The 15,999-nt window shown below is 59.1% G+C and carries 14 protein-coding genes; 11 read left to right on the plus strand and 3 right to left on the minus strand.

Annotated features, from left to right (window positions below):
* Positions 1-4 precede the first annotated feature (4 nt).
* Entirely contained in the window at positions 5-1,384 is a 1,380-nt protein-coding gene (locus KUV52_RS09355) for a glutamine synthetase family protein (protein WP_222525674.1), read from the minus strand.
* Between the two features lie 277 nt (positions 1,385-1,661).
* On the opposite strand from KUV52_RS09355, the gene KUV52_RS09360 reads away from it, so the two are divergent.
* From KUV52_RS09360 to KUV52_RS09385, 6 genes are all read left to right on the plus strand, one after another.
* Positions 1,662-2,993 (plus strand): glutamine synthetase family protein, encoded by a 1,332-nt coding sequence (locus KUV52_RS09360; RefSeq protein ID WP_222525675.1) that lies wholly within the window; start codon positions 1,662-1,664, stop codon positions 2,991-2,993.
* Between the two features lie 27 nt (positions 2,994-3,020).
* Positions 3,021-4,394 (plus strand): aspartate aminotransferase family protein, encoded by a 1,374-nt coding sequence (locus KUV52_RS09365; RefSeq protein WP_222525676.1) that lies wholly within the window; start codon positions 3,021-3,023, stop codon positions 4,392-4,394.
* A 37-nt stretch (positions 4,395-4,431) separates the two neighbouring features.
* Positions 4,432-5,526 carry an extracellular solute-binding protein gene (locus tag KUV52_RS09370; RefSeq protein WP_222525677.1) on the plus strand — a complete coding sequence of 365 codons (1,095 nt, stop codon included), beginning with the start codon at positions 4,432-4,434 and terminating at the stop codon, positions 5,524-5,526.
* A 215-nt stretch (positions 5,527-5,741) separates the two neighbouring features.
* On the plus strand, positions 5,742-6,875 hold the full coding sequence (potA, locus tag KUV52_RS09375) for a polyamine ABC transporter ATP-binding protein (protein ID WP_222525678.1): 1,134 nt from the start codon (positions 5,742-5,744) through the stop codon (positions 6,873-6,875).
* On the plus strand, positions 6,872-7,792 hold the full coding sequence (gene potH / locus KUV52_RS09380) for a putrescine ABC transporter permease PotH (protein ID WP_222526819.1): 921 nt from the start codon (positions 6,872-6,874) through the stop codon (positions 7,790-7,792). Before potA ends, potH begins: the two co-directional genes overlap by 4 nt.
* Positions 7,789-8,637 carry an ABC transporter permease subunit gene (locus tag KUV52_RS09385; protein WP_222525679.1) on the plus strand — a complete coding sequence of 283 codons (849 nt, stop codon included), beginning with the start codon at positions 7,789-7,791 and terminating at the stop codon, positions 8,635-8,637. Before potH ends, KUV52_RS09385 begins: the two co-directional genes overlap by 4 nt.
* Here KUV52_RS09385 and KUV52_RS09390 read toward each other — a convergent pair.
* A complete protein-coding gene (locus KUV52_RS09390) occupies positions 8,634-9,497 on the minus strand; it encodes a LysR family transcriptional regulator (RefSeq protein WP_222525680.1) in 864 nt (287 codons plus the stop codon). The genes KUV52_RS09385 and KUV52_RS09390 overlap by 4 nt on opposite strands.
* 97 nt (positions 9,498-9,594) lie before the next feature.
* Between KUV52_RS09390 and KUV52_RS09395 the strand changes: the two genes are divergently transcribed.
* Positions 9,595-10,764 carry an acyl-CoA dehydrogenase gene (locus KUV52_RS09395; RefSeq protein ID WP_222525681.1) on the plus strand — a complete coding sequence of 390 codons (1,170 nt, stop codon included), beginning with the start codon at positions 9,595-9,597 and terminating at the stop codon, positions 10,762-10,764.
* Positions 10,765-10,774: 10 nt separating this feature from the next.
* A complete protein-coding gene (locus KUV52_RS09400; RefSeq protein WP_222525682.1) occupies positions 10,775-11,935 on the plus strand; it encodes a CaiB/BaiF CoA transferase family protein in 1,161 nt (386 codons plus the stop codon).
* On the opposite strand, the gene KUV52_RS09405 is transcribed toward KUV52_RS09400, so the two are convergent.
* On the minus strand, positions 11,893-12,831 hold the full coding sequence (locus tag KUV52_RS09405) for a LysR family transcriptional regulator (protein WP_222525683.1): 939 nt from the start codon (positions 12,829-12,831) through the stop codon (positions 11,893-11,895). The two genes, KUV52_RS09400 and KUV52_RS09405, sit on opposite strands and share 43 nt — an antisense overlap.
* A 120-nt stretch (positions 12,832-12,951) precedes the next feature.
* On the opposite strand from KUV52_RS09405, the gene KUV52_RS09410 reads away from it, so the two are divergent.
* From KUV52_RS09410 to KUV52_RS09420, 3 genes are read left to right on the plus strand one after another with little or no spacing between them, the layout of a single operon-like run.
* Positions 12,952-13,986, plus strand: coding sequence for an agmatine/peptidylarginine deiminase (locus KUV52_RS09410; protein ID WP_222525684.1), 1,035 nt, complete (start codon positions 12,952-12,954; stop codon positions 13,984-13,986).
* Positions 13,983-14,882, plus strand: coding sequence for an N-carbamoylputrescine amidase (aguB, locus tag KUV52_RS09415; protein ID WP_222525685.1), 900 nt, complete (start codon positions 13,983-13,985; stop codon positions 14,880-14,882). The genes KUV52_RS09410 and aguB overlap by 4 nt, the downstream gene beginning before the upstream one ends.
* Complete coding sequence (locus tag KUV52_RS09420; RefSeq protein ID WP_222525686.1) at positions 14,882-15,973, plus strand: extracellular solute-binding protein; 1,092 nt, start codon at positions 14,882-14,884, stop codon at positions 15,971-15,973. Before aguB ends, KUV52_RS09420 begins: the two co-directional genes overlap by 1 nt.
* The last annotated feature ends 26 nt before the right edge of the window (positions 15,974-15,999 follow it).

Consider the following 15,999-nt stretch of genomic DNA (forward strand, 5'->3'; position numbering starts at 1 on the left):
GATCCTAGATGGTGTCCTGATACCACTGCATCTCAAGGGGGGTGATCTGTTGGTCGAAACGCTGGATTTCGGCCTCTTTCACACTGGCGTAGATGTCGGTGAAAGTGTCACCCAGCGCATCACGTATCAGAGAGGGACTGCGGAACACCTCAAGGGCATCTGCCCAGCGATGAGGCAGCGCAGGGAGGTCCTGCTCGTACGCGTTACCCTCTACCGGGGCAGGGGGCACCAATTTGCCTTCGATACCGTGAATGGCGCCGGCCAGAATGGCGGCGGTCACCAGATAGGGGTTGGCGTCTGCGCCAGCAACCCGGTGTTCGATTCGGGTATCACTGGCAGGTCCGTTCGGAATACGCAGTGCCACCGTGCGGTTGTCATAGCCCCAACAGGGAGTGATGGGGACAAACATATCGGGCTGCAGTCGGCGGTAGCTGTTGGCATGGGGTGCAAACAACAGCTGGCTCGAGGGCATCATCTCCAACAGACCAGCCACCGCTTGCTTCAGCAAAGTCTCATCCTGGGCAAAGCGGTTCTGACCGTTAGCATCGAGCAGACTAAGGTGGATATGCATGCCGGAGCCACATTGATCCTGATGGGGCTTGGCCATAAAGGTGGCTCTGTGGCCATGTTTATGTGCCACCGCCTTGATGACCCGCTTAAGCAGCATCGCCTGATCACAGGCGGTTACCGGGTCCGGCAGATGATTCAGGTTGATCTCAAACTGTCCGGGAGCGTACTCGGCAACGGCGTTGCTGGCCGGGATCTGCTGAATCCGGCAGATGGCATTCACCTCATCGAGAAACTCACTGTACTGATCAAGGTCATCCACTGAATAACATTGCGTTGCAGTGACCCGGTGCTCGCCATCGGGGCTCATTGGCACCTGTGCCATGCCGTCCTGATCGTGCTTTGGGTCTACCAGATAGAACTCAAGCTCCACCGCCACACAAGCGGTCAGGCCCAGCTCGGCCAGACGGCCCACTTGGTTCGCCAGAACATTCCGGGGCTCGGCCGGGAAGGGGTTCCCGTCGTCATCCAGCATGGTGATCATCGCCTGGGCCATCGGTTTGGCATGCCAGGGCGCGGGCGCCAGGGTATGCGTCAGCATGGCGCAACGACGGTCTGCATCACCGGTGGAAAATCCCAGTCCGGTGCTTTCCGACGTTTCGCCAGTAATGTCGAGACCGAACACGGAAGCGGGCAGGCAAACGCCATCCTTGACCACTTTCGCCAGCTGTTCCGGTTGCATGCGTTTTCCGCGGAAAACCCCGTTGATATCAGGCAGAAGAAGGTCAATCGACGCCAAATCCGGGTTTGCTTCAATAAATTGTGCTGGGGTTACCCCCTCACCCTGGCTGGTAACCAGGTTCAGATGTTTAACCATACAGTACGGATCCTTCCTGGACTTTCTCTTTTATGGTGTTCGAAAAGTAGACCATGGCGTTTAGTAATATGCAACACTGTGGTGATTGATGGCACGAAAAACCCCAATTTTTGTCTCTGCATTAAAATTTAATAAACGCCGCGTGGTTGACAAGAAACTGAGTGCATGCAAAGTTGAGCCAATGTTGATCATCCGTTGATCAGCTGTTTCATTTAATAAAATAAACATTCAGCGAACTATAAAAGGGAGCCCGGGCCGCACCGGGACTGAGGTGAGTATGGAAAGGATCCGCGCCTGGATGGGCGAGAACAGGATCACTGAGGTGGAGTGTCTTATCCCCGACTTCACAGGCAACGCTCGTGGGAAGATTCTCCCTGCTGAAAAATTCCTGAGAGATCGCGGCATGCGTCTCCCGGAGAATATCTTTATCCAGACCGTCACCGGCGACTGGCCGGACGATGACGACATGGTGGATCCCATTGAGCGGGACATGGTGCTGGTGCCTGATGCCAACACACTGCGGTTTGTCCCTTGGGCTGCAGAGCCTACCGGCCAGGTGATCCACGACTGCTACAACCCCGATGGCTCGCTGGTGGACATTGCCCCCCGCAGCGTATTGCGTCGAGTACTCGACCTATATAAAGAGCAGGGCTGGACCCCGGTCGTCGCCCCTGAACTGGAGTTTTTCCTGGTTCAGAAGAACGTGGACTGGGACTATCCCCTTGAGCCGCCCATCGGCCGTAACGGCCGACCGGAGACCGCGCGTCAGTCCTTCTCTATTGATGCGGTGAACGAGTTCGACCCCATCTTCGAAGAGATGTACGACTTCTGTGAGGCTCAGGGCCTGGAAGTGGACACCCTGGTGCATGAGCAAGGCGCAGCCCAGATGGAGCTGAATTTCCTGCATGGCGATGCCATGGATTTGGCGGATCAGGTCTTCCTCTTTAAGCGCACCATGCGTGAGGCGGCACTGCGTCATGACGTATACGCCACCTTTATGGCCAAGCCGATGGAGGAGGAGCCCGGCAGCTCCATGCACATCCACCAGAGCGTGCTCGACCGTGAAGGCAACAATATCTTTGCTGGTCAGAACGGCGGCTTCAGTACCGCATTCAAGCGCTATATCGGCGGCATCCAGAAACACACCAAGGCGGCCCTGGCGTTCCAGGCTCCGAACGTGAACTCCTATCGCCGTCTGGCCTTTGGTGACAGCGCACCTACCTCTATGCATTGGGGTGTCGACAACCGCACTGTGGGTTTGCGTGTGCCGCACTGTGATGCTGCCAACACCCGGGTAGAGAACCGCTTTGCCGGTGCGGACGCCAACCCCTATCTGGCCATGGCGGTCACCCTGGCGTGTGGCTACATCGGCATGATGAAAGGCTACGAGTGCACTGACCCCCTGACCACCTCAGCTTACGACCAGCCGTTCGGGCTGACTCGCACCCTTGAGGAGAGCCTGCAGGCTCTGGAGCAGGACAAAGACCTGGCGGAAGTACTGGGTAAGCGTTTTGTTGAAGCCTTCGTGGCAGTTAAGCGCAAGGAGTATGAGACCTACTCCAAGGTGATCAGCTCCTGGGAGCGGGAGTTCCTCCTGCTCAACGTATAAGCGTCAGCGATGAATAAGGATAAGGCTATGACTCAGAATCTCGGCCAGCAGACTCAGGCCTGGCAACAACTGGATGCAGCCCATCACCTGCACCCTTTTACCGACAATGGCGCGCTCAATGCCAAAGGCAGCCGCGTGATCACCCACGCTGATGGCATCTACGTTTATGGTCCGGATGGGGATGCCATCCTCGACGGCATGGCGGGCCTGTGGTGTGTGAACATGGGCTACGGCCGCCAGGAGTTAGTGGACGCGGCCACTGAGCAGATGAAAACGCTGCCTTACTACAACCTGTTTTTCCAGTGCACCCATCCGCCGGCCACCGAGCTGGCGGCACGGCTGACCTCACTGCTGCCTGACCACCTGAACCGCGTGTTCTTTACCGGTTCCGGCTCAGAGTGTAACGACACCGTGATCCGCATGGTACGCCACTACTGGGCTTCCCAGGGGCAGCCGAGCCGTAAGGCGATCATCAGCCGTCACAACGCGTATCACGGTTCCACCATGGCCGGTGCCAGTCTCGGCGGAATGAAGCCGATGCATGCCCAGGGTGGCTTGCCGATCCCGGATATCCACCATATCGACCAGCCCTATCACTTTGGTGAGGGGCAGGGCATGGACCCGAATGAGTTTGGTCTGGAACGCGCCCGTCAGTTGGAAGCCAAGATTCTGGAGCTGGGCCCGGAGAATGTGGCGGCCTTTATTGGTGAGCCGGTTCAGGGCGCTGGCGGCGTGATCATTCCGCCGGACAGCTACTGGCCTGAAATCCAGCGCATCTGCCGTGAGTACGACATTTTGCTGGTGAGCGATGAAGTGATCTGTGGCTTTGGCCGCCTCGGCCACTGGCTGGGTTGTGAACACTTTGGTGTGAAGCCTGACCTGGTCTGTATGGCCAAGGGCATCACCTCCGGTTACGTGCCCCTGGGTGCGGTTGCGGTTGGTGACCGTGTTGCAAAAGGGTTGCTTGAAAACGGTGGTGAGTTTAATCATGGGTTTACCTATTCCGGTCACCCGGTGGCGTGTGCTGTGGCCAGTGCCAACCTGGAGCTGATGGAGCAGGAGGAGATCCTGGATAGAATTCAGACCCGGATCAGTCCCTACCTGCAGAAGCGCTGGGCGGAGCTGGCGGATCATCCGCTGGTCGGCCAGGCCCGGGGCCTGGGCATGGTTGCCGCACTGGAGCTGGTGGCGGATAAGGAAACCGGTGAACGATTCGATGAGAAGGTAGGCGCGGGAACCGTCTGCCGGGATCAGTGCATCGAAAGTGGCCTGGTGATGCGGGCGGTGGGAGACACCATGATCATCTCCCCGCCGCTGGTGATCACCGAGGCCGAGATTGACGAGCTTGTAGCTCGGGCAAGGCGCAGTCTTGACCTGACTTGGCAGAAGCTAACAGGTTGAGCCTTGTGGAAGTTTGACCACAACTAGGAGAGAAACGATGAACCACACCCTGCGCCTGCTGGCCAGTGCAACCGTTGCGGCAACCATGAGTGCGTCTGTCGCAGCGGCGGACAACAAGCTCCATGTCTACAACTGGTCTGATTACATTGCAGAAGACACCATTGCCAACTTTGAAAAAGAGACCGGCATCGAAGTGGTGTACGACGTATTCGATTCCAATGAGGTATTGGAAGCCAAGTTGCTGACTGGCAACAGCGGCTTCGATCTGGTGGTCCCCTCCAGCGACTTCCTGGGTCGTCAGGCACAGGCTGGGGCATTCCAGGCTCTGGACCGCAGCAAACTGCCCAACTACAGCAATCTGGATCCCAAGTTGATGCAGATCCTCGAGGATAAGGACCCGGGCAACAAGTACGCGGTTCCCTATCTGTGGGGCACCACCGGTCTGGGCTACAACGTCGATGCCATGGCCAAAATCTTTGGCGAAGACTTTGAAGTGAACAGCTGGGACCTGGTGTTCAATCCTGAGATGATCTCCAAGATCGATTGTGGTGTGGCGTTCCTCAATGCGCCGTCTGAGATCATTCCGGCGGCCATGCACTATCTGGGTATGGATCCCAACTCCACCAATCCCAAGGATGTGGAGCCTGCGGAAGAGCTGCTGTTGAAGGTGCGTCCGTACATCACGTACTTCCACTCTTCCCAGTTCATCAACGACCTGGCCAACGGCGACATCTGTCTGGCGGTAGGCTGGTCTGGTGACATTCTGCAGGCTGCTGATCGTGCCGATGAAGCCGACAACGGCATCACCATTGAGTACGTGATCCCGCAAGAGGGCACCCTGGTGTGGTTCGATCTGATGGCGATTCCCCGCGATGCTCGCAACGTGGATGCCGCCCACCAGTTCATCAACTACCTGATGCGTCCTGACGTGATGGCAGAGATCTCCAACTACGTCTGGTATGCCAACGCGATCCCCTCCTCTAAGGAAGCGATCGACGAAGAGGTGACCGGTCACCCGGGTATCTATCCGCCGGCAGAGGTGCAAGCCAAACTGTGGGGCGCCAAGATCACCCCGCCGAAGATGAACCGGGCCTTGACTTCCTCTTGGAACCGCATCAAAAAGGGATTGTAACGCCCTGATAGCAAAGGAATGTTAGTTAGAGAAGTGTAGTAGGGCAGCGGGTCGACGTTTTGGACCTGGGGGGGTTTAGTCTTCCCCGCTGCCCGCCTTTCTTACTGGGACCCTCAACAGAACGTCCCAGGTCGGTGTCCCTGCTGCGGTCGGATCGTAAGATCCGTCAGGGTCCTGGCCTCCCCCTCGACATAACAATAACAGGGAGTAGATCCATGGCCGCGATGGAACAGGCAACGGAAACGGCAACCGCCTCAATCAAACCACCAAAACCGCTTCTTCAGATCAAAGGGATCAGCAAGTCTTTTGACGGCGTGGCCGCCGTAGATGACGTTGATCTGACCATCTATGAAGGCGAAATCTTTGCACTGCTGGGCGCATCCGGCTGTGGAAAGTCCACTCTGCTGAGGATGCTGGCGGGATTTGAATCGCCCAGTGCCGGGCAGATCCTTCTGGATGGGGAAGATTTGGCGACGGTGCCGCCTTATGAGCGGCCTGTGAACATGATGTTCCAGTCCTATGCGCTGTTTCCCCATATGACGGTGTGGGACAACATTGCGTTTGGCCTCAAGCAGGACAAACTGCCGAAGAATGAGATCAACCAGCGCGTTAAAGAGATGCTGGAGATCGTCCATATGACGGAATACGCCCGTCGTAAACCCCATCAGCTTTCCGGCGGTCAGCGTCAGCGTGTGGCTCTGGCTCGAAGCCTGGCCAAGCGCCCCAAGTTGCTTCTGCTTGATGAGCCCATGGGCGCACTGGATAAAAAACTCCGTGAGCAGATGCAGCTGGAAGTGGTGGATATCCTTGAGCGGGTCGGTGTGACCTGCGTGATGGTGACCCACGATCAGGAGGAAGCGATGACCATGGCCTGGCGACTGGCCATTATGGATCGCGGACGTCTGGTTCAGGTGGGCAAACCCAAAGAGATCTATGAGTCTCCGAACTGCCGGATGAGTGCGGAGTTTATTGGTTCCGTGAACATCTTCGAGGGCAACCTGATGGAGAAGGAGGGCACCACCATTCAGTGCGATGCCTTGCCGACACCCATTCAGGTGGAACACCCGGTGTCAGCCAATGCGGGCATGGCGCTGATGGTTGCGGTACGCCCTGAAAAGATCGCCCTGACCCGTCAGGCGCCCTCGAATGCCGACAACGCGTGCCAGGGTGTGGTGGAAGACATCGCTTATCTGGGCGGCCAATCCATCTATCATGTCCGGCTTCCCTCCGGCATTAAGGTGATCGCGACCCGCCCCAACGTGGACCGTCTGCGCAATGGCCAGCCGGTATGGGAAGAAACCGTCTGGCTCAGCTGGCAGTCAGACGCTGGTGTGGTACTGACCGTATGAGCCTGATGACCAAACTCAAGGGCTCATGGCGTAAACGCCGGTTGGGCCGCTCGCTGGTGATCAGCCTGCCATACGGCTGGCTGGCCCTGTTTTTCCTGGTGCCCTTTGCCATCGTTTTTAAGATCTCCCTGTCAGAAGCACAGATCGCCATTCCGCCTTACAGCGACCTGGTGACCTTTGTCGATGACAAGCTTCAGATGGTGCTGAACATCAGCAACTATTACTACCTGTTGGAGGACGATCTCTACGTCGACAGCTACCTGCAGTCGCTTAAGATCGCCGCGCATTCAACGCTGTTCTGCTTGCTGATGGGACTGCCCATCGCCTGGGCCATTGTGCACTCGACTCCCTCCAGCCGGAATCTGCTGCTGATGCTGATCATCCTGCCGAGCTGGACCTCCTTCCTTATCCGCATCTACGCCTGGATCGGCATCCTCAAGAACAACGGATTGATGAACAACCTGTTGCTCTGGCTGGGGGTGATAGATCAGCCACTGCAGATCCTGCACACCCCCTGGGCGGTGTATATCGGCATCGTTTACGCCTATCTGCCCTTTATGATCCTGCCGCTCTACTCGGCATTGATGCGACTGGATTACTCCCTGGTGGAAGCCGCTCAGGATCTGGGGGCCCGTCAGGTGACCATCTTCTTCAACGTGATTCTGCCCTCCATCAAGGGCGGCGTGATTGCGGGCGCCATGCTGGTGTTCATTCCGGCGGTTGGGGAGTTTGTGATCCCTGAGCTGCTGGGTGGCCCAGACTCTCTGCTGATTGGCCGGGTGCTGTGGCAAGAGTTCTTTAATAACCGTGATTGGCCGGTGGCCTCGGCGGTTGCGATGGTGATGTTGTTGCTGTTGATGGTGCCGATCCTCTGGTTCCATCGTTACCAGACCAAAGAGTTGGAGGGACAAGCATGAGTACGCCTATTCCGGCCAGTCGTTCCCCCTTCCGCACTATGGTGCTGGCCCTAGCAATGCTGTTTCTTTACGGCCCGATTCTGATTCTGGTGATCTACTCCTTCAACAGCTCCCGGCTGGTGACGGTGTGGGCGGGTTTCTCCACTAAATGGTACGGAGAGCTGTTCCAGGATTCGCTGATGATGAACGGGGTGATCCTCAGTCTTTCCATTGCCTTTATGGCTGCCTGTGCGGCGGTGGTGCTGGGCACCATTGCGGCTTTCGTGATGACCCGAATGGGGCGGTTCCGCGGAGAGACGCCGTTTGCCTTTATGATCACCGCGCCGCTGGTGATGCCAGAGGTGATCACCGGTCTGTCGTTGCTGCTGCTGTTCGTGGCGATGGCCCAATCATTGGGCTGGCCGACGCAACGGGGCTTTATGACCATCTGGATCGCCCACACCACCTTCTGTTCCGCTTATGTGGCGGTGGTCGTGGCATCCCGTCTGAGAGAGCTGGACCGCTCCGTTGAGGAGGCGGCTCTGGATCTGGGGGCACCGCCGCTCAAAGTGTTTTTCCTGATCACTCTGCCCTCGATTGTCCCGGCGCTGCTGGCGGGCTGGTTGCTGGCCTTCACCCTCTCCCTGGACGACCTGGTGATCGCCAGCTTTGTCTCCGGGCCCAGCGCGTCGACATTGCCGATGGTGGTGTTCTCGTCGGTGCGACTTGGGGTAAGCCCCAAGGTGAATGCCCTGGCGACGCTGATCATCGGGGTGGTGGCGGTGGCGGCCTTTATCGGCTGGTACCTGATGGCGCGCCAGGAGAAACGGCGTCAGGCTGAACAGCGGCTTCAGGTGCAAGCCTAAGTCTGCTGCAGGTAATGTACAAAGGCCTGGTTGGCGCGACTCAGTGGCCGACGGGACAGCCAGGCCAGTGACAACGAAAACGGGGTCTCCTCTAATAGGGAGACCCCTTTTATTCCCGGCTCCTGATTGGCCATAGAGGCCAGACCCACACCCAATCCAACGCCCTCCCGAACCATTCTGGCGATCAGCGGCAAAAAGTTGGTTTCCAGCTTGATGTCCGGTGTCACCTGATGGCTGCGGCACAGCCGCTCCAGACGCTGACGAAGGTGATACTCCCGTTGGTACACCACCATGGGTTGCCCCTGAAGGGCGTTGATGGAGATGGCGCCCTGCTGAGCCAGTGGGTGATGCTCCGGAACCAGCAGCACCATCTCGGTGTGGAGCAGGGGCAAACTGTCCAGTTCAGCGGTTGGCGGTCCACTGATAACGCCCAACTCGATCTCCCCGCTTTGTAATCCCTCGGCAATGGCGCCGGTACCCGCCTGTTGAACCGAGGCGGTCAGGCCGGGGTGAGCCGCCAGAAAAGGCGCCAGCAACTCCGGCAACACGTAATTGGCCAACATGGCTGGGCAGGTCAGGGTCAGGGTGCCCGTCATCAGCGCATTGGCCTGACTCATCAGATTATTGAACTCGCCCATCTCAGCCAGCACCCGCTCTGCCTGAGCCAGGGCCAACTGCCCCTCGCCGGTTAACCGCACCCCTTTTCTATCCCGATAGAGCAGGGCACAACCCAGTTGATGCTCCAGTTTCTGGATGGCGATGGAGACCGCCGGTTGCGCCATATGCAACTGGCGGGAGGCGGCAGTGATGCTGCCGAGGTGGGCGACGGCGGCAAAGATCTCGAGCTTTCTTATGTCCATATGAAAGAGATATGAAAAAGATAGTTAACATATGTTTTATATATTAATTCGCCCTCACTAAGCTAGAACTCAATACCGACCAGATAAGAGAGCGGCTATGGCCTGGAGCAAAATGGTGTGGCAGGACCCCTTCCTGCTTGAGCAGCAGTTAAATGACGAACAGCGACTGGTACGCGATACCGCACAGGCCTATGCCCAGGAGCGCCTGGCCCCTCGGGTTCGCGAGGCGTATCGGGACGAGTATACGGATCCGGCCATCTTTCGGGAGATGGGCGAGTTGGGCCTGCTGGGGGCGACATTGTCGGACTATGGTGCGGGAGTGGACTACGTCAGCTATGGCTTGATCGCCCGTGAGATCGAGCGGGTGGATTCCGGTTTTCGCTCAATGATGAGCGTGCAGTCTTCGTTGGTGATGTACCCCATCCACGCTTTCGGCAGTGAGGCGCAAAAGGCACGCTATCTACCGGCTCTGGCGAGCGGGGAGTCGATAGGGGCCTTTGGCCTGACCGAACCCAACCACGGCTCTGATCCCGGCGGGATGCTCACCCGGGCCAAGCGGGTTGGTGACGAGTACGTGATCAGCGGCAGCAAAACCTGGATCACCAACAGTCCGCTGGCGGATGTGTTTGTGGTGTGGGCCAAAACTGACGATGAGCAGATCCGTGGGTTTATTCTGGATAAGGGGATGCCGGGCCTGTCGGCTCCGAAGATCGAAGGCAAGTTGGCGTTGAGAACCTCCATCACCGGCGAGATCGTGATGGATGAGGTGGTCGTCAATGAGGCTCAGATGCTGCCTGGGGTGGCGGGTCTGAAGGGGCCTTTCAGCTGCCTTAACAACGCCCGCTACGGCATTGCCTGGGGCGCGATGGGGGCGGCGGAAGCCTGTTGGCATACGGCTCGGGATTACGTGATGGAGCGGACCCAGTTTGGCCGTCCTCTGGCGGCCACTCAACTGGTGCAGACCAAACTGGCCAATATGCAGACCGAGATCGGTTTGGGATTGCAGGGCGCGCTCAGAGCGGGCCAACTGTTTGACCAACAAAGCCTCTCTCCCGACCTGATCTCCCTGATTAAGCGCAACAACTGTGGCAAGGCGCTGGAGATTGCCCGTGTCGCCCGGGATATGCTCGGGGGCAATGGCATCTCCGATGAATACCCGGTGATGCGCCATCTCTGCAATCTGGAGGTGGTGAACACTTACGAGGGCACCTACGACATCCACGGCCTGATCCTCGGTCGGGCCCAGACCGGCATCGCGGCGTTTTAAGGGCCTGGCGATGGGGGCATTAAGCGGATTGCGGGTGTTGGATCTCTCCCGGGTTCTGGCGGGACCCTGGGCGGGTCAACTGCTGGCGGACCTGGGGGCAGAAGTGATTAAAGTGGAGCGGCCTGGGCGGGGAGACGACACCCGCCACTGGGGCCCCCCGTTTCTTGAGGGCCCGGACGGGCCACCGGAGTCCGCCTACTTCCTTTGCGCTAACCGGGGTAAGCGCTCGGTTTGCCTGGATCTGTCGTCGCCGGAGGATCAGCAGCGTTGCCGTGAGTTGGCCCAGCAGTGTGACGTGGTGATCGAGAACTTTAAGGTGGGGGATGCCGCCCGGCGTGGTCTGGATTACCCCACTCTGTCTGCCGACAATCCGGGTCTTATCTATTGCAGCATTACCGGATTTGGACAGACCGGCCCCTATCGCCACCGTCCCGGTTATGACCTGCTGGTACAGGCGATGGGGGGCCTGATGAGCATCACCGGAGAACCTGATGGTGAACCTCAGAAAGTGGGGGTGGCGCTGACCGACATCATGACGGGGCTTTATGCCACTGTGGGCATTCTGGCGGCCGTGAATGAGCGCCAGCGCTCCGGTTTGGGCCAGCACATCGACCTGGCGCTGCTCGACGTCACGGCGGCGACATTGGCGAATCAGGCCACCAATGCGCTGGTGGGCGGGTTGAATCCGGGAAGGCTGGGCAACGCACACCCCAATATCGTGCCTTACCAAAGCTTCGTTTGTGCTGACGGGGAACTGGTACTGGCGGTGGGCAATGACTTTCAGTTTGGCCGCCTCTGTGAGCTGCTTGGGATGGCAGAGTGGGCGACCGACCCGCGCTATGCCACCAATGCGGCACGGGTCGCGCATCGTTCGGAGTTGGTGCCGGCACTGGCCCGGGCGTTTCTCGGAGCGGGTCGTGACCACTGGCTGACACAGTTGGAACAGGCGGGCATTCCGGCGGGTCCCATCAATTCGGTACAGGAAGTGTTCGCGGATCCCCAGATCCAGGGCCGGGAGATGGTGATTGCCCTGAACCACGCCAATGGCGCTGAAGTCTTACTGCCCGGCAATCCCATTAAGCTTTCCCGAACGCCGGTCGAGTACGCCGCTGCGCCACCCTCCCTGGGTCAGGCGGTACCCGAGTGGTTGTGGCCCCGCTCATCCAGTTGATTCCCCACCCGCCTGAGTGCCTCGATAAACCAGCGGTGGGCTGGTGTGGCGGCGAACCGGGGATGGGTGATGAGCTCGATGTCGAATTGTGGCAAGGCTGAGGGCAGGCGTACCTGGCGAAGCGCCAGCATCTGCACCAGGATGCGACCGATCCGCTCCGGCACGCAGAGCAGATAGCCGGTCTTCTCCACCACCCGGGCCGCCACGGAATAGCTCAGGGCGGTCATCACCAGATTGCGCTGAATCCCTTCCGCCTCCAGCCAGGCATCCAGGCCACCGAAGCCGCTGCTGAAAACATCAATCTGTACCTGGGGCACCCTGGCAAACTCGGCCAGAGTCAGCTCCTGGGGGATGGCGCTCTCCAGACTGGTCAGGCCCACCAGCCGCTCCTGCAGCCAGGGAGTTCGGGTAAGGCGTCCGCTGACGTTCTGATGCCCCCTGACCGACACTACAGCGTCAATCTCCCCACTCTCCAACGCGTCTTCCGGTACCCAGGCTGGCAGCAGGTCCACCTGCACCCGCACCTGCGGGGCACACTGCTGCAGATGCCCGGCCAGCTCTGGCAAAAGCAGAAACTCGAAGTAATCGATCGCGCTCAGACGGAAAGTGCGATCGCTGCTGCTCGGGTCGAAGGGCTCTGGCGGCTGCAGACCCACCTCCAGGCTTCTCAGGGCGTGGCGAATTACTGGTGCCAACTGCTGGGCTCGCGCCGTGGGTTTCATGCCGGTCTGGGCACGGACGAAGAGCGTGTCGTCCAACTGACTGCGCAGTCTGGCCAGGGCATGGCTCATGGCCGACTGGCTGAGGTGAATCGACTCGGCGGCCCGGGTCAGGTGTTGGTGCTCCATCAGAGCGTCAAACACCTTGAGCAGGTTCAGATCCATCTGCTTGAGCATCGGGCCCCCTTGTCGTTATCAAGTTATCCATATGGTTCATGTCGCTATGTAAACAATGCACTTCAAACATGATTTGGTAAACCCTAGGTTGGTCATACATTCACCACAACAAGGAACGTCATGGAAACGCCAACCCAGCAGGGGTTCTTTATGCCAGCCGAGTGGCACCCCCATCAGGCCTGTTGGATGGCCTGGCCCTGTAATCCCCCGGTGTTCAACGGCCAATTTGAGGCGGCACGGCGGGAGTATGCCGCCGTGGCCCGGGCCATCGCCCGATTTGAGCCAGTGATCATGCTGGTTCGCCCCGAAGACGAAGCCGAGGCCCGAGCCCTGTGTGGTAGCGGCATCGAGTTCAAGCGGATGGCTCTGGATGACAGTTGGTTTCGGGACAATGGCCCCACTTTCCTGTTGCACCCCGATGGCCGATGCGCCGCAGTGGACTGGGAGTTCAACGGTTGGGGAGAGGACTATGCCTATTCCAGAGACCGTCTGGTGGCCCGCCAACTGTTGGCGGACCTGTCGATGACCCGCTTTGTCGGTCCCCAGGTGCTGGAGGGCGGCTCCTTTCATGTTGATGGTGAAGGGACGGCGATGGTGACACGCCAATGCCTGCTGAACCCGAACCGTAATCCCGGCCTCAGTCAGGAGACCATTGAGGCGAACCTCAAGGGTTACCTCAATGTGCAGAAGGTGCTTTGGTTGGATCAGGGATTAAAGGACGACCCCACCGACGGGCATGTGGATATGCTGGCCTGCTTCCTGGCGCCGGGCATTGTGATGGCCCTGGTCAGTCGTGACCCGACCGATGAGAACTACCCGGCGCTGGCTGCCAACCTGGCCACGCTCAAAGAGTCCAGGGATGCCAAGGGGCGTGTTCTCACCGTTATCGAAGTGGAGCAGCCCCCAGCACGTTATATGGCCGATGGAACCCGTCTGGGCCTCTCCTACATCAACTTCTATCGGGCCAACGGCGGCCTGGTGATCCCACAGTTTGGCGATCCCGATTACGACGCCCGGGCTCGCTCAGTGTTCGAAACGCAGTTTCCCCACCTGGACGTCGTGGGGGTGCCGAGCCTGGCCATCCTTCATGGTGGCGGCAACATCCATTGCATCACTCAGCAGCAACCCCAACCCCTTAACAAGGAGCGCTCATGAAACTTGTCACCGTTGCCGCCACCCAGATGGCCTGCGACTGGGACCTGCCCAGCAATCTGGATCGCGCTGAAACGCTGGTCCGTCAGGCCGCCGCCGAGGGCGCGCAGATCATCTTGCTGCAGGAGCTGTTTGAGACCCCCTATTTCTGTATTGAGCAATCAGCCAAACACTTTGATCTGGCGTCCAGCGCAGAAAGCAGTCCGCTGATCGGGCGCTTTGCCGAGCTGGCGCGTGAGCTGTCCGTGGTGTTGCCCATTAGCTGGTTTGAGCGGGCCGGACAGGCGTTTTTCAATTCGTTGGCGATGATTGACGCCGATGGGAGCGTGCTTGGGGTTTACCGCAAATCCCACATCCCCAATGCCATCGGCTATCAGGAGAAGACCTACTTCAGCCCCGGCGATACCGGCTTCAAAGTCTGGGACACCGCGTACGCCCGGATTGGTGTGGGGATCTGCTGGGACCAGTGGTTCCCGGAGGCGGCGCGGGCGATGACCCTGATGGGGGCAGAACTGCTGCTGTATCCCACGGCGATTGGCTCCGAGCCCAATGACCCCAGCATCGACTCGATGCCCCATTGGCAGCGCACCATGCAGGGGCACGCGGCGGCCAACGTCATTCCCGTGGTGGCATCCAACCGCATCGGCCACGAGGTGGCCACCGAGAGTGAGATGGACATGACCTTCTATGGCAGCAGCTTTATCGCTGATCACACCGGCGCCAAGGTTCAGGAAGCGAATCGAACCGAGTCTCAACTGCTGACCCACACTTTTGATCTGGACGCCATCGCCGCCTACCGGGCCGAGTGGGGCCTGTTTCGGGATCGCCGCCCGGACCTCTACGAGGCGTTGGCGACCCTGGACGGTCGGGTCCCTCACCACGGAAAGGGAGCGCAGTGATGAAATCCAACTATCGGTTAGCCACCCTCGGCCTGCTGGCTTCCCTGGCGCTTCCACTGCAGGGGGCGGATGGCCCGGTCCTCAATGTGTACAACTGGTTTGAGTACATTGCGCCCGATACCATCGCCAATTTTGAGAAAGAGACGGGGATCCGGGTCAATTACACCACGTTTGATTCCATGGAGCTGGTTGAAACCAAGCTGCTGACCGGCCAATCCGGGTACGACCTGGTGATGCTGGCCGGGGGCAATCTGGAAAAGGTGTATCCCACCGGTGCCCTGGCGCCCATCCAGCGGGAGCGCCTTGGCAACTATGCCAACCTCGACCCGCAGATCCTGTCAGCCCTGTCGGCGCACGATCCGGCCAACCGCTATGGCGTCCCCTATACCTGGGGCACTACGGGTCTGGCCTATGAACGCTCTGCGTTGGCGTCCCGTCTGCCCGAGGTGGCAACCGACGACCTGGCACTGTTGTTGGATCCACAATACGCCAGCGTGTTGGCGGAGTGCGGTATCGCCATCATCGACGCCCCGGAGGAGGTGCTGGGGATTGTCCTCAACTACCTGGGGGAAGACCCTTACACTGACGACCCGGCGGTCCTCAAGCGGGCCGAAGCAACCCTGATGGCGATACGCCCCTATATCACTCATATGAGTACCGGCCAGATCATCGATGATTTGGCCAATGGCAATATTTGTCTGGCGTTGACCTGGAGCGGAGAAGCCGCGCTGGCCTCGGTACGGGCCGAGGAGGTGGGAAAAGGGGTGGAAGTGGTTTTCGAAGTGCCGCGCCAGGGCTCGGTAATCTGGTTTGACTCCATGGTGATCCCCAAAGATGCAACCCACCCGGAGTTGGCACACCGCTTTATCGACTACATCCTGAAGCCCCAGGTGATCGCGGACATCACCAACAGCATGTACTTCGCCAACGGCAACCGCGCGGCCCGGGTCCACGTTGACCCGCAAATCCTGAACGACCCCGGGATTTATCCTCCTGAGGCACTGATGGAGCGGCTGTTTGCAGCCAAGGCGTTGGGCGTATCTCAGACCCGTGACCGAAACCGCCTGTGGCGAAACTTTAAAAAGGGCTGAACGCCCACCAAGCGATAGGCCATCAA

Origin of the sequence: Ferrimonas balearica, from assembly GCF_019802055.1 — a bacterium.
Classification (GTDB): Bacteria; Pseudomonadota; Gammaproteobacteria; order Enterobacterales; family Shewanellaceae; genus Ferrimonas; species Ferrimonas balearica_A.